The organism is Methanolobus vulcani (assembly GCF_900100715.1).
Taxonomy (GTDB): Archaea; Halobacteriota; Methanosarcinia; order Methanosarcinales; family Methanosarcinaceae; genus Methanolobus; species Methanolobus vulcani.
The window spans coordinates 1-19,923 of record NZ_FNCA01000007.1; the positions used below are offsets into that span (position 1 = coordinate 1).

Genomic DNA, 19,923 nt, shown 5'->3' on the forward strand with positions numbered 1-19,923 from the left:
TTGATGCTTATTCCGTTGTAGTATGATTCTGATCTGGCTGCACGTTTGATGTTCTTGAAATCATGTTTCGCTTTTAGCAGCCTTTCAAGACCAAAACCGGCTCCTATCCAGGGTTTGTTAACTCCCCAGTCCATGTCCATTGGAACGGGGCCTACGACAGCGGATGAGAGTTCCATATTCTTGTGCATCACATCGATGGTGTCACCATAGACCATGCAGCTGTCTGCAACGATCTCAAATTCTATTCCCAGAAAATCCAGTAGTTCCTTTATCAGGTACTCAAGCTCGTCCCTTGTGCAGTTGGATCCCATCTGGCAGAAATTGAGCATTGTGAATTCTTCAAGGTGGCTGTTTCCGTCAGATTCCTTACGGTAGCAGGGGCCAATCTCAAAAATCCTGACAGGATCAGGAAGCACATTATCGAACTTTCTCAGGTGGTTGTAGAGTCCGGGAGCAAGCATTGGTCGCAGGCACATGTTGTCTCCAACCCTGAATATCTGCTCTGAGAGCTTCTTGTCCTCACCAACTCCCATCCTTTCCATGTATTCGAATGGAATGAGAATTGGAGATTTTACTTCGAGGAAGCCCATATCCACGAAAAACTCTGTTATTGTTCTCTCAAGTTTTCCAAGCAGATTTTCACGGCTGTCTTCGTACATCTCCCTGATATCCTTCTTACGCTGGAGGGTCAGGGTGGATTCAAGTTCTGCAAAGGACCTTTTTTCCTTTGAGAATGATATCATTTCTCCGGGACCTAAAAGTGAGAGTATCCTGTTCTTTTGCAGAGGTGTGAACTCAGTTTTCTTTGACTTAGGTTGCTGTGGCTGGAAAGCTGTCTTCTTAGCCTTAGTGTTAGAATTAGAATTAGGTTTGGAAGGGCTGGAATTGCTTGTGTTGTGTTTCGAAGCTGATCTGTGGTAGGTGGAACTATCGGCAGTCATCCCAGCCCGTGATTCATTATGAATGTTAGTTGCATTTGTACTGGTTTCAACAGTTGCTACGGGCTTAACGTTAACAGTCTCGGCAGGTTTTTCAGGTGGAAGTCTGAACGAGCGGACAATTTTTATCTCAGCTTCATCCTTTCTCGAGATCTTTTTTGAGAATTCGTTAATTCTGTCGTCTGACAGGCGACAGCGCTTGCAGGGTTTGTGGAACTTATGGTTCCTCAGGGCCCTTGCGGACCTGCTTGTTCTGGAATTGCGTACAGTGATAATCTCTCCGCAATCCATTTCTATTCTTATGTACTTCTGTGATGTCTCGCAATTCTTCACCCCGTGAAGATGTCCGTTGCGTGACACCCATAATCCATTTTTGCTAATAAGTGTATCAAGTGGCTTTCTTTCCATGCTAACAGCTCCTGGAGTCTAAGCTTTTTTCCGATCAATTCCTAAAATCCCAGATATTCGAGTATCCAATTGTGGTTTTTGTTGTTTGGTGTCATGATTTTGTTTCCGTTGATTTTGTTATTGAGTAAATTCCCCGGATTTTGTCCGATTATAGGAACATTTTAGTCTTAGTCATCGACATATATATATATTGCTCATATTCTACTGTATTTAAAGTTTTCTAAACGAAAGAAAATAAAGTAGTATATGTAGTTTTTGGTTATTATTATTGTTTGAACAATATCAAGTCTATTACTTTCGTATAATTATGGAAGTGTCTGGTCTTTACTACTGAGAAATAGAAGAGTTTGTGTCTATTTATCCTAAACCTTGCTTAAGATTACAAAGCCGTTGTAATCTTACAAAGCAGAGTCAATATTTTGTTCTCCCTCTCTAAAAACATGTACAATAGACATTTTCTATATGCAGAAAAAAGAATACTACATTACATTTTTTGTCAATAAGATTCGGGAACATATTTGTTTATCGATAGTTTTAAATAATAACTAAAGGAAGTATCCATCCGCAATATATAAGTAGCGCAGTTGTAAATAAGTTATAAAACTAACGTTACTGAATGCTAATTGGTTATACAATCATAAATTCTGAGGTGAAATTATGAGCAAAGAAACAACTATAAAAGAATTCATGGATCATGAGGTCCATGAGAATTGTCTTGTAAATGGAATATAGGTTGAGAACGGCAACCCGATGGGTATGCCTCTTTTCTGCAAAACAAGTCTGAAGTATTGTGGGGTGAGTGCATGAGCAACAAGAAAGATGCCTCTCCAGGAATTGATTGGGAGCATAGTGCACAGTGTGCTAAGAATATATGCGACCCTCAGGAACTTGAGAGATCCATTGACTGGAAACAGGGCCTTGCAATAGCACTTGGTGTTCCTCTGCTTATCCTTCCTTCCATCGGCTATCTTACAAGTTACGTATGGTCTTTTGCAATAGTTATCTGGGGAGCGACGGTTCTTCTTGGGTTCTTACAGAATTTCGCGTTCGGAGAACTGGCAACAGTCTTCCCAAAAGCTTCAGGTCTTCCAGGTTATACCCAGACGGTCTTTGGTTCAGATAAAGACAAGAATAACAAAGGAAAGTTCAAGTTCGGTAAATTCATAGGTGGTTTCAGTGCCTGGAGTTACTGGTTCGGCTGGAGTCCCGTCCTTGCTATCTATGCTATTCTGATCTCGGATTATCTTCAGGGAATGGTCCCTGCACTTTCAGGAATAAACTCAACAATTCTGGCACTTATTGTAGGAGGTTTCATCTTCGGTTCCCTTGCCATAATCAACTCAAAAGGACTGAAGAATGGAGCAGCTGCCGGATTCATACTTGCTGCAATCTCACTTATCCCGCTTCTGGTCATCACCATTGCACCATTCTTTACAGGCGATTTCCAGATGTCGAACATCACAAGTTCATGGTTCCCGACAGACTGGAGTTGGGACTGGGAACATATACTGATCCTCCTGGGACTTCTTGCAATGGCTGAATGGAGTGCTGCTGCATGGGAAACTGTTGCGATATATGGTCCTGAGTATAAAAAACCAAATTCAGATATCCCAAAGGCACTGCTGGTCTGCGGAGCAATATGCCTTGTTCTTTATGTACTCGTACAGACATCCGTCATCGGTGCTCTTGGGGTTGACGGAGTTCTTGCAGAACCTATCTCACCAATGCTTCCGCTGGCAAATATGTCACTTGGTCCCATGGGTGCTTCAATCTCTATTATAATGCTGATAGGTGCAATGCTTCTCATCATCCAGACAGCTTTCCTTTCATCTGCACGTTCCATTTATTCAATGTCAGTTGAAGGTAACCTGCCATCGTTCCTGAGCAAGCTGAATAAACACGGACATCCAATGAATGCAATGCTTGCTGATGCAGCATTCAACATGTTCCTAATTCTCCTTGGAACACCAACGGCTATCCTTGCAGCTTCTGCAATTGGTTATATCTGTGCAAACGGTATCAGCCTTTATACCTATGTAAAGGTCAGGAACGACCCTGAGCTTTCAAAGCTTGAAAGACCTTTCAAGGCTCCAAAGGGATGGAAGAGTGTTGCTCTTGCAACCACTATACTGAACACCCCGTTCTTCCTTATAGGTATCATCTACCTCAACAGCCTTGAACTCGGATGGGCAACAACAGGTGTTGGATTTTTCATGCTCTGCCTCTTCATACCACTCTGGATATACTCACAGCGTGAGAACAGGAACAAGATACCTGCAGTGGCAGGACACAGGGAGCATGGTATATTTGAACCCGAACCTATTCCGGTGGAAGACTGAGCAAAACTAAATACGTGAGTAACACATAATCCTGATATCCAGTTATCAGGATTATTTTTTAAGATTCGGGTATATCACTCAAGAATTGAAAAATAGAAAAACTAAAAAACGGGCTTTTTTGTCTATTCATTTGGTGTAAAAATGGAAATTGAAGATTTAGTTATTGCTAATTTCGTTATTGCTATTATAGCAAGTTCTTTCATCTATGCAGCGACTAATCCTCTTCCTTCAGGAATCACAGTGCTTGAAACTTTGGCAATTGGTGGTCTGTGTGCCTATATCTTCAAGAATCCTGATTTTTTATAGGATTTAAGGCTTTTTTGGTGCATATTGTATAAAATCTGAAAATATGGTTGTTAGTCCCTTATTTACCATGTGATGATTTTGTAATATGTTTGCATTCTAGTTCATCTTTCTGGATTTTGCCTGTACAGAATTATTTTTGAATTTCTGTTGAAAAGGAGATATTTTACGATAGTGAGATTCATTTCAATATCAATAGTTAATTTAAATCTCCCTCTAAGATTATAACCGCGTTGTAATGATTCAGGCATAAGTGAATATTATTTTTCTCTTTATGAATTCAGATTCAGCAGGCACATTTAATCGAGTTTATGATATATACGTCTTCTTCTTATGTTTTATTATAACTGATTGCTCTTCAACTTGTAAATTCTATGTATCAATGAAGGCAAAGAGTGAGGAGGTATTACAATTATTAAAGAAGAAATGTTCAAAGAACTCTCAGATGCTGTTGTCACATGCAAAAAAGATGTTGTAACAGCTTAAGTAAGGATTTTTCTCTTTCCGGTAACCTGACCATTGGCAGGGTACGGAAAATACTGAAGACACCTGTAATTATCCCTTTGGGAAGTGCAGGTGCCAAATATCATTAAAGAAGGGGTGATAAATAAATGGAAAAGAAAGAGGAAGGAATAGACTGGCAGCATGCAGAACAGTGCTCAAAAGTGGTATGTGAGAATGGTGAACACAGTGGACTTGAACGTTCCATCGACTGGAAACAGGGTCTTGCCATTGCTGTGGGTGTACCTCTGCTGATCCTGCCATCGATCGGATACTTTTCAGGCTGGCTATGGTCAGCTGCTATTATCGTATGGGGTCTATCCGTATTCCAGGGTTTCATGCAGAACCTGGCCTATGGTGAACTTGCAACGACTTTCCCCAAGGCATCCGGTCTTCCAGGATTTGCACAGAATGTCTTTAAGACACCCAATTACAAGGGAAAATATGACAAGAGTAAGCTTATAGGTGGATTCAGTGCATGGAGTTACTGGTTCGCTTGGAATCCCGTACTTGCTATCTTTGCTATCCTTGTAGGTTTTTACCTGCACAGCCTGTTCCCTGCACTGGCAGCTACTTTTAGCGAATACCAGCTTTCACTGGCTGCAGGCATTGTTATATTCGGAGCTCTTATACTTATTAACTATCGTGGTGTCTCTAGCGGCGCAATGGTAGGTTACATTCTTGCAGCACTTGCATTCGTTCCTCTGGTCATAATTGCACTAGCACCATATGCAACGGGCGATTTTGTGCTTGCAAATATCACAAGCACCTGGCTGCCTACTGACTGGGTATGGAGTATGCACAGTATCCTTATCCTGTTGGGTATCTTTGCAATGGCGCAGTGGAGTGCCTGTGCATGGGAAACAGCAGCTATCTATGGTCCTGAATACAAGAACCCAGGCAAAGATGTGCCAAAGGCACTTTTCACCTGTGGTGCTATCTGTCTTCTGGCATTTGTGATCGTGCAGACTACAGTTACTGGTGTGCTGGGTATTGATGGTATTGCAAATGCACCTATCGACCCTATGCTTCCTGTTGCACAGGCAGCTCTAGGTGATTCAGGTTCAACGGTTGCTATTGTAATGCTCATTGCTGCAATGGTCCTTATTATCCAGACCGCATACCTTGGTTCTGCAAGGGCGATGCACTCCATGGCAGTTGAAGGAAACCTTCCAACAGTATTCGGTAAGGTGAATTCTCATGGTACACCTATACTGGCAATGGTCATTATAGGGATCTTTAACCTGGCACTCATCTCCATGGGTACCCCGACAGCCATCCTGGCGGCATCTGCAATAGGATATGTCTGTGCTAACGGTATCAGCCTTTTTGCATACGTGAAAGCAAAGATGGCTCCTCACCTTGTAGGACTTGACAGGCCTTTCAAGGCACCATCCGGCTGGAAGAATGTTGCACTCCTGTTCGGGATGTTCAATCTGCCTCTCTGCCTGATCGGTATAATTTACCTCAACAGTATTGAGGGAAGCTGGTTCTCAACTGGTGTTGGAATACTTGTATTGGGTCTGTACATACCTATGTGGTATTACTCGCAGCATGAAAACCATGTAGCAAAGGTGGCGATGGAAGCACAGGCGGCCTAAAACAAGAAGCTGCAGTAAGTATTAAGAGTATGTTTACTGCATAACAATTTTTATTAATGCATGCCTCCAATTGTGCATAAACAGTTCGATCTGGTAGTCTCATAACTAAAAGGCTACCATGTCCTCTTTTCAGGAAATTGAATTCATGCAATGATTTCAGCTTTTTCCTTAAAGTGCAGGAACAGCTCCTTACTCCATTGAAGCGCATTGTTGTCAAAGCTCATAAGGATTGTATGGTCATATTGCCCATGCTTGTTAAAGAAACAAAGAAATAGAAAACGATCTGTGGTAACAAGGGTTGCCAAGCTTGTCATTTCATTTGAAACGAACATTTCGGTGTTCTCAAAAGTCATGAATTTTTGAATGTCATCTGAATAGTCCTTTTCCATCCTTTCGTGGACAGGAGCTGTTACAACCAGGGAAACATCGATACCCTTTTCAGCAAGACTTGAGTACAAGGCTGGATATTCAGGATGGAAATAAGCATTAAAGGCCATGACATAGCTGGACTTGACAATATTCTCGGTGAACTCCTTTGGGAATTCAAAAAGGTAATTCAGATCAGGTTCGATTATGACACAGTTACCAAGCTCGCCGAATCTCTTCAGTATGGATTCTGGGATTCCGCTAAGATCGCGATTAAGCCAATAGTTGCTGTTCTCCTCAAAGACATCCACCGCATTCAAAAGAGGCAGCATGTTAGCTACCAGTACCTTTCCCATGTTGGTCAGGATATAATGATCCCCGTTCTGTATGACAAGACCGTGTTCCTTGAGTTTCTTTATCTGGGGAATAAGAGCTGTGGAGGTCACGTTAAGGCTTGTTTTGATCTCCTCCCGGCTCTTTTCACCTTCCATCAAAAGAAGAAGCACGTTCTTCCGCTTTTCAGAATTCAGGATTATATCTATTAGCGAACTTTTCATTGATACCAACTATATCCAATTTGTAATTATGATATCTGACCTTATGATGTTTCTTCTTCAGAGGAGTCACACGTTGTTGCGGCATGAACTTTCATGGGTCCCCTTTTCCATCTTGTGCCTGTAAAGTGCCATTTCAATATTGCTTTTCAGATCGTTGGCCTTAAAGGGTTTGACAATATACCCGTAAGGCTCTGTCTTTTTTGCCTTTTCAAGGACCTCATCATCCGAATATGCGGTCAGATAGACCACTGGTATGTCGAAATTCTTTCGGATTTCCCCAGCTGCTTCAACTCCGTCCATATTTCCCTTCAGTCTGACATCCATCAATATTAGATCAGGGAAGGTAATTTCAGCCATCTTTATAGCTTCTTCCCCGGTCGAAACTATGGCTGGCACGGTATATCCGAAACTTTTGAGTTTTTTCTTTATATTAAGCCCGATGATGTTTTCATCTTCTACCACAAGGATTTTTACATCTTCCATGAGTACACCTTAGTTTTTGTTATTTTAGGATAATCCTGAATTTTGTACCTTTGTCTCTTTCAAGTTCTATCGTACCGTCTATCTGAGATGTGAGGGTTGTGACCAGCTGCAGTCCCAGAGAATCAGTTTCTCTGAAATTGATGTTCTCAGGGAAACCAAGACCGTTGTCCCCTACGATCAGGTTCAGTTTCCCTTTCTCAAGTCCCAGGTTCACATATATCTCTCCTTCTTTTCTCTGTTTAAAGGCATGTTTGAATGAATTCGAAACAAGTTCATTCACTATCATTCCCAGAGGAATGGCAGTATCCATATCAAGGAAAATCTGCTCTGTATCGATCTTAACGTTGATACCCTCTTTGTTGATAGCGTATGAATATGAAAGCTCATTGACGAGTTTGACAATGTAATCGGAGAAATCTATGCTTTCCATGTCCTGGGATCTGTAAAGTTCCTCATGCACCAAGGCCATGGATATCACCCTGTTCTGGCTTTCCTTAAAAGCCTCGATCACGTTCTCATCCTCGAACTTATCGGATTCAAGATCAAGCAAACTTGAGATAACCTGAAGGTTGTTCTTTATACGATGGTGGATTTCCTTCTTACGTATCTCTTCTATCTTCTTGCGTTCATCTATCATTCTTGACAGCGTTGCCCTTGTTTTTTCTATCCCTTCGGTCAGGATGAGGAAATCACCCTCTCCGTATATTCTAACCTCTCTGGAGAAATCGTTATTCTGGACCGCGGTCAGTACCTGGTTCGAGTCTTTTATTATCGTATCGAGCAATTCAGCGAAGTTGTCCAGGGTATTTGATAGCTGCCTGAATTCTCCATGTACGTCCAGATGTGACCTCTCGTCAAGGTCTCCCCTGGCAAGTGCATTTGTCAGCCTTATGGTGTCACGTATGGGCATTATCACCGCATCCAGGATTTCATTGAGACCTTTGGGTATCTCCGTGAAATCGGCTTCCACCTCTGTTTCAGCTCTTGAGTCAAGCTTTCCCCTGACGGCATCCTTGGATATGCTTTTGAAGTCGCTGACTATCTCCTTTATAGGTCTTGTGAATGACAGAGCTATCAAATAAGAGATAACTGCCATGAAAACTATGGCTGCAAAGGATATCTGGAGAAGCTTGTTACTGAGGGTGTTAACTCCTGCCAGCATCTCATCCTTAGGGATGACTAGAACGAATGAGAAATTACCTGTCCTTATGGGTTCATAGAACATTACTACCTTTTCCCTTGTAATTGGGTCGATAGTTTCAACGTGACCGCTTTTCCCTTCCCGTATATCATCTGCAGCATTTGAGATCTCCTCGTTACCGAGGTCATAAAGCGTTTTTTTTCCGATCCATTCCTTGTTGGTGGGGTGGGAAAGAAAGATGCCAGTGTTACCGGTCATGAAAGCATAGCCGGTATCGAATGCCTTTACTTCACTGATCTCCTCATCTAGGTAGTTCAGGGATACGTCCACTCCCCCTATCCCGATGAATTCCCCATCCTTCATGATGGGAGAAACGTAGCTTACGATGAATAAGCCTTCGTAGTAATAAGGTTCTGTAATTACTTCAGCCTCCGTTCTTTTGGGTAACTGATAGTAATCCAGTGTATCATAGTTCAGGAGCGGATCGAGATTTATAGGCCCTTTTATCTTGTTCCAGTATGGAATGAATCGCCCGGTGGCATCACTTCCTTGGGAATTCACATATAAGTTATCATTTCCATCGAACGCGTCTGGCTCATAGGCCACATAGGTACCAAGCAAGTGGGGATGTTCTACCAGCAGGTTGTACAGCATGTTGTTTGCTTCCTCCCTGTTCATGGAATCATAACTGGCCATACTGACGGCAATCGTCTTGGCGATGGCACTGTCGGTCTGCATGTCACCGTTGAACTCATTGGCATAGTTCCTAGCCATCTCTATAGACTGCTTGTAGGCAAGTTCTTCTTCCTGGCTGCTAACAGTGGAAACAGTCATTGCGGTGCTTGCTAAAAGTACAAGTAATGTACCTGTGACTATGTACAGGATAAGTTTGAGTTTCAGTGACTTGTTCTTCCATTCCATTTTCAGGGTCCTTTATTGGTTCAGTTTTGGATTTTGGGGGAATTCCTGCTGTGCTGATTTTAGTTTAGAATCATTTTAGTTTATAATATACGCATGTTAAAATTACAATCTCATTGTATGATTATAACAGCGTTGTAATAGTTCGATAAAAGGACAATGTCCATTTCTACATTCTAAATTCAGAATCAATGGGTATTTTTACAGAGTTTATGATTTATTTTTAAATGCCACTTCGATCAGGGTACCCAGATAAAAAATATCTTTCATATATGCTCTCTTCATAGAATGAAATGCCTAAGATTTGTTGACTTGCTGTATTTAGGATACTTTCTCTCCTTGCTGATTAAAGTTGAAGTGATATTGGCTCTGTAGAACCTCTAAATTCATGTGATTTTGTATGTTAATAAAACTTCAATATGTTTCCATAGACAGTGATTATTCTTGCAGAATTTATGCAATTGATAATGGTTTCAATAGGTTTTCTGCAAGCTTTGATATTCAATATTTATATTTTGTCCCATATTGCATCTAGTCAAAGTAAAAGAAAAAAACAATGTAGTCAACACATTTGGAATTTGTAGTATCATATCTTCTTTTCCCTAAATCATTCTTTTTTAAGAGGAAAATATAAATATTAGTAACACGGTAAAAGACTACCGTATACCATCTATTGTAGCAAGTTGCGAGTCACTATCTTGAAAAACGTAGGTTATCGCCTTGCTACGAACTAGCAACCAAATTACGGAGGCTAAATATGTCAAATCAGGAAATGTTAGACACATTGAGAGACACAGTTGTCACTCAGAACATCAACGGTTGTGCAGAAGCTACTCAGGCAGCCCTTGACGCAGGACTTAGTGCAGTTGAGATCATAAATGATGGTCTTTCCCCGGGAATGAAGATCGTCGGAGACAAATTCGAGGCAGCAGAAATTTACCTTCCACAGATCATGATGTCTGCAAAGGCAATGAACGCGGCAATGGAGCTTCTCTTACCAGTACTGGAAGAAGAGAAAGGAAACACCGATGGTGTAGGTCTTGCAATCACCTACGTCCAGGAAGGAGACATTCACGATATCGGTCACCGTCTTGTAACAACCATGCTTGAAGCAAACGGTTTTAAGATCGTTGACATGGGTGTAGACGTACCAAACGAAAAGGTTGCAGAAGAAGTTTCAAAGAACAAGGGCAAGAAACTCCTGCTCGTTGGTTCAGCACTCATGACAACCTCAATGCTTGGACAGAAGGATACCGTAGCAATGCTGGCAGAAGAAGGTCTTAGAGATTCTGTCAAGATCATGTTCGGTGGAGCACCAGTATCTGATGCATGGATCACAGAGATCGGAGCAGATGCAACAGCAGAGAATGCAGCAGACGCAGCAAGAGTTGCACTCAGCCTTATGCAGTAAAGAGGTATAATAATGACATTTGCAAGATCACTTGATTGTTTTGAATTCTATGAGAGAGCAAAGAAGGGAGAGAAGACAACCCAGGATGACTGGGATCTTATGACAATCCCAATGAAGGCAATGGAGCTCAAACAGAAATACAACCTTGATTTCAAGGGCGAGTTCGTACCAACTGACAAGGACATGATGGAAAACCTCTTCAAAGCAGGTTTTGAGATGCTCCTTGACTGTGGTATCTTCTGTACAGACACCAGCCGTGTAGTAAAGTACACAGAAGATGAGATATGGGACGCTATCAACAATGTCCAGAAGGAATTCACACTAGGTACCGGCAGAGACGCTGTAAGGGTGCACAAGAGAAGTGTCGGTGACAGGAGAAAGCCAATCGTACAGGGTGGTCCAACAGGTTCCCCAATTTCCGAGAACATGTTCATGCCAGTTCACATGAGCTATGCTCTTGAGAAGGAAGTCGACACAATTGTCAATGGTGTCATGATGACAGTCCGTGGCAAGCCACCAATTCCAAAGAGCCCATACGAGGTTCTTGCAGCAAAGACAGAGACAAGGCTCATTAAGAATGCAGCCGCAATGGCCGGAAGGCCAGGCATGGGCATATAGGGACCAGAGACTTCCCTGTCCGCTCAGGGAAATATCTCTGCTGACTGTGCCGGTGGCATGGTTTGCAGTGACAGTCACGAAGTATCACAGCTCAACGAGCTTAAGATCGACCTTGATGCTATCAGTGTAATGGCACATTATCAGGGCAACAGTGACATCATCATGGATGAACAGATGCCTATCTTTGGTGGATATGCCGGTGGCATAGAAGAAACCACAGTAGTCAACATCGCAACCCATATCAACGCTTTTGTAATGAGCAATGCAAGCTGGCACCTTGACGGACCAGTCCACATCCGCTGGGGATCAACCAATACCCGTGAGACCCTCATGATCGCAGGATGGGCATGTGCAACTATTTCTGAATTTACTGACATGCTTTCCGGTAACCAGTACTATCCATGTGCAGGTCCATGTACCGAGATGTGTCTTTTGGAAGCATCCGCTCAGTCTATCACTGACACAGCATCCGGCCGTGAGATCCTCTCCGGTGTTGCATCTGCAAAGGGTGTCGTTCAGGACAAGACAACCGGTATGGAAGCAAGGATGATGGGAGAAGTTGCAAGAGCAACAGCAGGAATGAACATCGAAGATGTCAACAAGGTCCTCGATCTTCTTGTAAGCTCCTACGAGGGCAACTATGCGAATGCACCAGCAGGAAAGACCTTCCAGGAATGTTACGATGTAGCTACCGTCACACCAACTGACGAGTACATGAAGGTCTACGATGATGCACGCAGGAAGCTCGAAGAGTTCGGACTTTCATTCTAAGATGAATCGATTAGACAGAAAAACACCCTCCAACCCGATGGCTGGTATTAACCTGCCAGCCATCTCTTCTTCAGGAGCTAAACCATGTCCGAATATACCCCCAAAGAGAGATTATCCCGTGCACTCACCGGTCAATCTGTTGACAGGATGCCTGCTGTCTGTGTTACCCAGACAGGCACTGTTGAGCAGATGGAAGCCTGTGGTGCATTCTGGCCAGAGGCTAACAGCGATGCAGAAAAAATGGCAACACTTGCCGAAGCAGGTCACACAGTAGTTGGTTTTGAGGCTGTACGTGTGCCTTTTGACATTACTGCGGAAGCCGAGTTCTTCGGCTGTGAGATCAAGGCCGGAACAAAGGAGCAGCAACCATCCGTAGTAGGTCATGTAGTAAAAACATTAGAAGATATCGAGAAACTCAAGGGCTACAACCTTGATCACGGAAGAATCGGTGTTGTATGCGATGCTATCAAGATACTTGCAGATAAATACGGTGAAGAACTCCCGATCATGGGAAGCATGATAGGTCCTTTCTCACTCGCACAGCACATCAACGGTGATGAGTGGTTCATGGCTATCTTCACAGACGAAGCCTTCGGCCTTGCACTCATGGAGTTCACAACCGATTTCTGTGTTGCTTACGCTCAGAAAATGGTCGAGAATGGTGCTGACACAATGGTCATCATCGACCCAACAGCAAGTTACCAGCTCATTGGTGCTGAATTCTACGAAAAATTCGTAGTTCCTTTCCACAAAAAGATCATCGATGCTATGCATGAAGTCAATGTGCCTGTAGTTCTTCACATATGTGGTGACACAACCCAGGGTCTTGCCCTCATGGAATCAACCGGTGTAGACGCTATCAGTGTTGACCAGAATGTTGATGCAGCAGCAGCAGTCGCTAATGTTGAAAAAGCTGTCATTGTAGGAAACCTCGACCCTGTGAACATGCTCTGGAACCAGACACCTGAAACCATCAGGGAACAGTCACAGAAGGTCATTGATGCGGGTATCGATCTGCTTGCACCGGGATGTGGTACTGTAAGCAAGACACCAACCGTCAATCTCCAGGCAATGATTGAAGTGGCGAAGAGTCACAAGTACTAAAAGATGTGTAATTTTAGTTGAAATGAGCTAACACCTTGTTTCCCCTCCGTAGCACCGGCTCGCTTTAACATTTCCGGGTCGGTGTCTGCTATCTCCTTCTCTTTGTATTTTAGACAAAATTAAGATTCCCATATTTTCCACACATTTATATATACTGAAATTCTACTAGACGCAGAGATGGCTCGCAGAAGAAAGAACAAAAATAAAGATTCCAGTGATGATGAATCAGAAATCACAGATTTTAAGAGCCTGTTAAGAAAACAGGGTTACAGTCTTGCAGGCAGGCATAGCGCTGTCAAGACATGCATGTGGCTTCGCAGGTCAATAAAAGATGAAGGTGAATGCTACAAATCTGTATTTTATGGTATCACATCCCATCGCTGTCTTCAGATGACCCCGACTCTTATGTGTAACCAGAAATGTCTGCACTGCTGGAGACCCACGGAAGTAGATGTTCCTATGCCTGTTGGATGGGACTCTCCAGTGGAAATAGTGGGGTCTTCAATTGAGTCACAAAGAAAACTTTTATCTGGTTTTGGAGGTTCTGCACCCCTTGAACGCTGGAAAGAAGGCAATGATCCAAAGCATGTTGCTATATCTCTCTCAGGAGAGCCTACTCTTTTTCCTCATCTCGACGAACTTATCGATGAGTTCAAAGAACAGGGATTCACCACTTTTGTTGTAAGCAACGGGACTGTTCCTGAAATGATGGCAAAGATAAACCCTGCCCAGTTATACATGAGCCTTGATGCTCCTGACAGGGAAACCTATGAAAAGGTATGCCAGCCGAAATCTCCTGTACTCTGGGACAATATTCTCAGATCCCTGGAAATACTTAAGAGTAAGGAAACAAGAACAGTAATCCGCATCACGCTTGTAAAAGGCGTCAACATGTTCGACCCTGAAGGTTATGCGAAACTCATTAAAATAGCAGAACCTGATTACATTGAGGTCAAAGCCTATATGCATCTTGGTTTTTCACGTAAGAGATTACCACGTGAAGCAATGCCTTCACATGATGAGGTAATGCAATTTTCAGAAGAACTGGCGCAACATCTTGGTTACAAAGTAGCCGGTGACGTTGAGGTCAGCAGGGTAGTTTTATTGTCAAAAGATGGTTCAGTTGCACATCTTCTTTGACAAAATACATTTTTTTTGATATGGAGTCTATATACCATGTTTAATACATTCTATTATTGCAGTCTCATCACACTGTATGTAATTTCTGTAACAGTAACTGCCACAATCTGTCACAACTTATATTTATAGCAACGGCATAGATAAGCAACCAAAATAATCGAAGATATAGATAATCACTTTATTTAAATGGAGTATTCACACAATGTCAGAACAATCTGCTCATTCAAAATATGAATTCAAAAAAACATTAGAGGAGCTCCGTACCAAAAAGGGACGTGGTACTGAACTTATCTCTTTGTATATCCCCCCCACAAAGCAAATATCAGATGTAACCTCCCAGCTCAGGACCGAGCACGGTCAGGCTGCTAACATCAAATCCAAAGTAACACGTGACAATGTGCAGGGTGCACTGGAATCCTTGCTTTCAAGGCTCAGATATGTGGAAGTTCCTGAGAATGGTATCGTTTTCTTCACAGGTGCTGTGGACATCGGTGCTAACAAGACTAATATGGAAACACGCATAGTAGAGCCTCCTCAGCCAATTATCACATACAGGTATCACTGTGATTCCGCATTCTTCCTTGAACCACTTGAGGAAATGCTTAAGGATGCGAAGACATACGGTCTTCTGGTTCTTGACAGAAGAGAAGCAACAGTTGGTCTTCTTGTAGGAAAGCGCATAGAAGCTCACAGAAATCTGACATCTACTGTACCGGGAAAACAGAGAAAAGGAGGTCAGAGTGCTCACAGGTTCCAGCAACTGAGGCTTATTGCAATTCATGATTTCTACAAACGTATCGGTGATGCAGCCAGTGATGTCTTCCTGACAATCGACCACAAGGATTTTGAAGGTGTCCTTATCGGTGGTCCTTCCCCCACAAAGGAAGAATTCGAATCAGGAGAGTTCCTGCACCATGAGATCCAGAAAAAGGTACTTGGTCTCTTTGATGTAGCATATACCGATGAATCCGGTCTCTCTGAACTGGTGAACGCTGCCAGTGAAAGACTTTCAGACCTTGACCTTATGGTTGAGAAAAAGCTCATGCAACGTTTCTTCACAGAACTTGTTTCCGATTCCGGCAAGGCTGCATACGGAGAAGCACAGGTCCGTGAAAACCTGAACATAGGTGCAGTAGAGATCCTTATGATCTCAGAGGGATTAAGAGCTGAGAGACTCACTCTTAAATGTCCCAACGGAGACTACGAAGGTGGAATTACCCGAAATTTCAAACCGGGAGAAGAGGATACTTCCAGTATTCCATGCCCTGTGTGCGGTTCCAATATGGAATTATTAGAAAGAGTAGATATTGTGGATGAACTCTCAGAACTCGCTGACCAGATGGCAACACAGGTGGAGTTCATATCAACAGACTTTGACGAAGGTTCCCAGCTTCTGAATGCATTCGGTGGAATAGTAGCAATTCTGAGATTCAGTACTGGTGTATGATCTTAATATTAGTGTAGGTGTTTTTCTTGTTCATAGAATTTAAAAAACAGGTTACAGAGGCTCTTAATAATGCCCTGAAGTCCCTTGGATATGAGGTAGATGACCTCGGGCTTGAGCCATCACAGCATGCAGATATTGCTTCAAAGGTAGCTTTCAGGCTGGCTGCACAGGCAAAGTGCAACCCAAAAGAACTCGCTGACAAAATAGTCGCTGCAATCAAATTACCTGAGAGTATCCTGATAGGTGATATCAAAACAGTTGGTCCTTACATCAATATCAATGCAGGGCGCAATTACGTCGATAATACTGTAAAAGCCATCCTTGAAGAAAAGGAAAACTTTGGCGGCAACTTCTGCGAAGGAAAAATACTTCTTGAGCACACTTCTGCCAACCCCAACGGTCCTCTTCACGTAGGTCACATACGTAATTCCATTATCGGTGACACACTTGTCAGAATCCTTAAAAAGGCAGGCTATGAAGTCGAGACCCAGTACTATGTCAATGACATGGGTCGTCAGATTGCTATTGTTTCATGGGCACTCTCACTTTTTGAGTTCGATACATCAAAAAAGCCAGACCATGCCATAGCAGATGTTTACATCAAAGCAAATGTAATTCTTAACGAAGAACCTGACAAGGTTGCAGAAATAGACAAACGCATGCAGCTTGTTGAAAGCGGTGATGAGGAAACCATTCAGAGCTTTGATAAGGCAGTGGAGTTTGCTGTAACAGGTATCAAACAGACTCTTCTGAGAATGAATGTCAGTCATGACAGTTTCCCACATGAATCAGGTTTCATCCGCAACGGTGCAGTTTCAAGGATCGTTGAGGAAATAAAAGCAACAGGAAGAACTTCAGATGACAACGGTGCTCTTGTAGTAGATCTTGAAGATTACGGCTTTGAAAAAACTCTTGTTATCCAGCGCAGTGACGGGACTTCTCTTTATACTACACGTGACCTTGCCTACCATGAATGGAAAGGCGAGCGTGCAGACAGGATGATCGATGTTCTGGGTGCAGATCACAAACTCATATCAGGACAGCTTAAAGCAACTCTCAATGCAATTGGCAAGAAGGAGCCTGAAATTGTTATCTTCGAATTCGTCTCACTTCCTGAAGGTTCCATGAGCACCCGCCGTGGAAAGTTCATTTCCGCTGATGACCTGCTTGACCAGATAGAGGAGCGTGCTTATGCTGAGGTCGACAAGCGCAGACCTGAGATGGAAGACGACTTCAAGAAAGAGGTTGCAAGCATGGTCGGTATCGGTGCTGTAAGATACGATATCGTGAAGGTATCGCCTGAGAAATCCACAGTCTTCGACTGGAAGGAAGCGCTCGACTTTGAGAAGCAGGGAGCACCTTTCATTCAGTATTCACACGCAAGGGCATGCAATATCCTCAAAAAGGCAGAAGAGGAAGGTAAGTGGAATCCTGCAGAGGAAATTGACCCCTCACTTCTGACCGAGGATACCGAGGTTGACCTTATCAAGAAGATGGCAGCCTTTGACAGCATAATAGATGTCTGCGCACGGGACTTAAAACCACACACAATAGCTATCTATGCCAGGGAACTTGCAGATGCATTCAACCAGTTCTACAGATTCGTTCCTGTTGTAAGTGCTGAAGAGGATGACATAAGGGCAAGCAGGCTGGCTCTTGTGAACTGTGCAAGGATAGTCCTTGCAAATGCTCTCGATACTCTTGGTATCGGCGCACCGGAATCAATGTGAGAAAGTGAATCTTTCTCATATCATTTCTTTTTTAAATCAAATCTCATTTTTTAAGGTCAAAAACCCACCTGCTGATTCCAGGTGCCACATTGCCACATCTTCGATGGAACAGAACTTCAAATCCCATATCCTCATATTTCCCAATGAGTTCCTTAATTTCTTCTTTCGGTTTGAAGGTGTAGAAATGAATGAATCCTCCGGGTTTTACAAGCGGAGAAATAGTTTTAAGAAAACGATCCATTCCATAAGGTGTCGGGATTATTGCCCTTTCAAACTCAGTTTTTAGTAGATTAGGTATGCTGTTGGCATCAGCGTTGATAATATGTATCTTATTTTCAAGTTTATTGAGCTTACAGTTCTTTGTAAAAGATTTGCAGGCAGCCCCGTTCATTTCCACTGCAACTACATAATCTGCAGACTTTGCTGCAGGTATGGCAAAAGGTCCTACTCCGCTGAAAGGCACAAGTACTTTTTCACCTGCGTTTACAAGGGATGCCACTCTTTTTCGCTCATAAGAGAGCCTTCCGTTGAAAAAAGATTCTCTGAGGTCAATTTTGTAAGAGAATCCGAACTCTTTATGGATAGTTTCAGTGCTGTTTCCTGCAATTATCTCAAGATCTGCAACTCTCCTGTTTCCTTCAAGTTTTGAGACTTTGTTCAGCACATTTCTGATGTTCTGCATCTTTCCCATAATAGCACTGGCAATATCTTCTTTATACAATACCAGTTCATCCGGTATAGATACAACAGCAATATCACCTATTATATCGAAACGATTGGGTAAGATTTCAAGTTCTTTTTCAGGAATAATCCCTTTCAAATCATCCTTAAGACTCATTTTTCTGTCTTTTTGCTCTAACGCAATGAAGGATTAAAAGTATTGCTTCCTTCCCGGTGTTATTCACTGGAATGACCGGGAGTTACTTTTTTTTCCAGAATAGTAAATGTTGTATCTATCAAAATTGCAAGCATGATGGCAGGTATAGCACCTGCAAGAAGAGTGCTTGTGTTGTAGCCTATAAGTCCCTGGAATATTATCTCTCCAAGACCACCGCTACCGATGAAAGCTGTCAGTACTGCAATGCTGTTGGCAAGAATTCCTGCAAACTTTATTCCTGCAAACATCGCAGGATATGCATTTGGAAGTCTTATATACCTGTGTATCTGCCACTGACTCAGACCAACACCTTCTGCATAATCAATTAGCGCAGGATCAATGTTGCTCAGACCTATGTATGTATTTTTGATAATTGGGAGCAGGGCACGCAGCATTATTGCAACAACTGCAGGTGTGAATCCGATCCCAAGGAACGGGACCATTATAGCAACAACAGCAAAGCTTGGAACTGCCTGAACAAGGTTTGCAAACTTCATTATAACAAATTCCAGTTTCTTGCTGTAAACTGCTCCAAAAGCAAGCGGTATGGAAACGATTATGCTTACAAAAAGTGTGGTGTAAACAAGGACTATATGTTCCCATGTAGCATTAATAACGGTTTCAAGGACTACCATGTTCCATACCTCTCATGGAGTTTTTTCTCGATCAGACCTGCAAAGCCGTCCAGTAAAACAGCAAGTAGTCCTGTCCATAGTCCAGCAACAAGAATTGCATCTTTCTGGTAAAGCTGGATACCGTTCTGCAGTACTGTTCCAAGTCCACCTGCAGCAACAAGTCCTCCAAGTGTCACAACACCCATGCAAAACACAAGTGCGATCCTGATTCCTCCTGCAATAAGAGGGAGTGACATGGGAATTCTCACTTTCAACAATGCTTCTCTTGGAGAAAGTCCGATTGCCTGTGCAACATAGGTGTATTGCTCATCCACGTTTTTCAGTCCGGTATAGGTATTTCTTGCAATAGGAAGAATGGAATAAAGTACACATGCTGCAATTGTGGGTCCCGCTCCGAGTTTGAGTATTGGCAGGAGAAGCACGATCAGTGCAAGGTCCGGAATTGTTTCAACAATGTTAAGGAAATTGAGTACAGGATTTGCAGTTTTCGGTTTCATGTAGATGAAAATACCAACTGAGACTCCAATTATTATCGACAGGAGCAGGGCTATACTGAACATATGCAGATGCTCGATTGTTCGCATTGTCATCAGGTTTCTTTCCCAGACATTTGCTATAGCCTGTATTGACAACAT

Annotated in this window: 15 protein-coding genes and 1 pseudogene; 9 read left to right on the forward strand and 7 right to left on the reverse strand. The window is 42.7% G+C overall.

The features are described 5' to 3' along the window. Positions 1-1,346, reverse strand: a 1,346-nt coding sequence (pylS, locus tag BLP52_RS10325; RefSeq protein WP_154717851.1) for a pyrrolysine--tRNA(Pyl) ligase, incomplete at its 3' end; no start/stop codon positions are given. Positions 1,347-2,149: 803 nt separating this feature from the next. Here pylS and BLP52_RS10330 point away from each other — a divergent pair. The 3 genes from BLP52_RS10330 to BLP52_RS10335 all read left to right on the forward strand — a co-directional run bounded on the left by BLP52_RS10330 (position 2,150) and on the right by BLP52_RS10335 (position 6,090). Then, complete coding sequence (locus tag BLP52_RS10330; protein ID WP_091710412.1) at positions 2,150-3,685, forward strand: APC family permease; 1,536 nt, start codon at positions 2,150-2,152, stop codon at positions 3,683-3,685. A 141-nt stretch (positions 3,686-3,826) separates the two neighbouring features. Further along, on the forward strand, positions 3,827-3,991 hold the full coding sequence (locus BLP52_RS14440; protein WP_154717852.1) for a hypothetical protein: 165 nt from the start codon (positions 3,827-3,829) through the stop codon (positions 3,989-3,991). Between the two features lie 608 nt (positions 3,992-4,599). Further along, on the forward strand, positions 4,600-6,090 hold the full coding sequence (locus tag BLP52_RS10335; RefSeq protein WP_091710413.1) for an APC family permease: 1,491 nt from the start codon (positions 4,600-4,602) through the stop codon (positions 6,088-6,090). Positions 6,091-6,233: 143 nt separating this feature from the next. Here BLP52_RS10335 and BLP52_RS10340 read toward each other — a convergent pair whose 3' ends face one another. The 3 genes from BLP52_RS10340 to BLP52_RS10350 form a co-directional block, all read right to left on the reverse strand. Next, positions 6,234-7,013: a helix-turn-helix transcriptional regulator gene (locus BLP52_RS10340; RefSeq protein WP_091710414.1), complete on the reverse strand. Its 780-nt coding sequence runs from the start codon at positions 7,011-7,013 to the stop codon at positions 6,234-6,236. 66 nt (positions 7,014-7,079) lie between these two features. Continuing rightward, positions 7,080-7,496, reverse strand: coding sequence for a response regulator (locus tag BLP52_RS10345; protein WP_091710415.1), 417 nt, complete (start codon positions 7,494-7,496; stop codon positions 7,080-7,082). A gap of 19 nt (positions 7,497-7,515) precedes the next feature. Continuing rightward, a complete protein-coding gene (locus tag BLP52_RS10350) occupies positions 7,516-9,558 on the reverse strand; it encodes a histidine kinase dimerization/phosphoacceptor domain -containing protein (protein WP_091710416.1) in 2,043 nt (680 codons plus the stop codon). Between the two features lie 754 nt (positions 9,559-10,312). On the opposite strand from BLP52_RS10350, the gene BLP52_RS10355 reads away from it, so the two are divergent. From BLP52_RS10355 to argS, 6 genes and pseudogenes are all read left to right on the forward strand, one after another. Then, positions 10,313-10,966: a methyltransferase cognate corrinoid protein gene (locus tag BLP52_RS10355; RefSeq protein WP_091710417.1), complete on the forward strand. Its 654-nt coding sequence runs from the start codon at positions 10,313-10,315 to the stop codon at positions 10,964-10,966. Between the two features lie 12 nt (positions 10,967-10,978). Continuing rightward, positions 10,979-12,355: pseudogene (locus BLP52_RS10360) on the forward strand (monomethylamine:corrinoid methyltransferase). Between the two features lie 84 nt (positions 12,356-12,439). After that, the gene (gene mtbA / locus BLP52_RS10365; RefSeq protein WP_091710418.1) at positions 12,440-13,459 is read left to right on the forward strand and encodes a methylcobamide:CoM methyltransferase MtbA; all 1,020 of its coding nucleotides are present in this window, start codon (positions 12,440-12,442) and stop codon (positions 13,457-13,459) included. Positions 13,460-13,636: 177 nt separating this feature from the next. Next, positions 13,637-14,599 (forward strand): 4-demethylwyosine synthase TYW1, encoded by a 963-nt coding sequence (twy1, locus tag BLP52_RS10370; RefSeq protein WP_091710419.1) that lies wholly within the window; start codon positions 13,637-13,639, stop codon positions 14,597-14,599. A gap of 202 nt (positions 14,600-14,801) precedes the next feature. Next, complete coding sequence (gene prf1 / locus BLP52_RS10375) at positions 14,802-16,046, forward strand: peptide chain release factor aRF-1 (protein ID WP_091710420.1); 1,245 nt, start codon at positions 14,802-14,804, stop codon at positions 16,044-16,046. Between the two features lie 26 nt (positions 16,047-16,072). Then, positions 16,073-17,776, forward strand: coding sequence for an arginine--tRNA ligase (gene argS, locus BLP52_RS10380; RefSeq protein WP_091710421.1), 1,704 nt, complete (start codon positions 16,073-16,075; stop codon positions 17,774-17,776). A gap of 43 nt (positions 17,777-17,819) precedes the next feature. On the opposite strand, the gene BLP52_RS10385 is transcribed toward argS, so the two are convergent. From BLP52_RS10385 to BLP52_RS10395, 3 genes are read right to left on the reverse strand one after another with little or no spacing between them, the layout of a single operon-like run. Next, on the reverse strand, positions 17,820-18,614 hold the full coding sequence (locus tag BLP52_RS10385; protein ID WP_091710422.1) for a class I SAM-dependent methyltransferase: 795 nt from the start codon (positions 18,612-18,614) through the stop codon (positions 17,820-17,822). 59 nt (positions 18,615-18,673) lie between these two features. Beyond that, on the reverse strand, positions 18,674-19,288 hold the full coding sequence (locus BLP52_RS10390) for an ABC transporter permease (protein ID WP_091710423.1): 615 nt from the start codon (positions 19,286-19,288) through the stop codon (positions 18,674-18,676). Beyond that, on the reverse strand, positions 19,282-19,923 hold the full coding sequence (locus BLP52_RS10395) for an ABC transporter permease (RefSeq protein ID WP_238380797.1): 642 nt from the start codon (positions 19,921-19,923) through the stop codon (positions 19,282-19,284). Before BLP52_RS10395 ends, BLP52_RS10390 begins: the two co-directional genes overlap by 7 nt.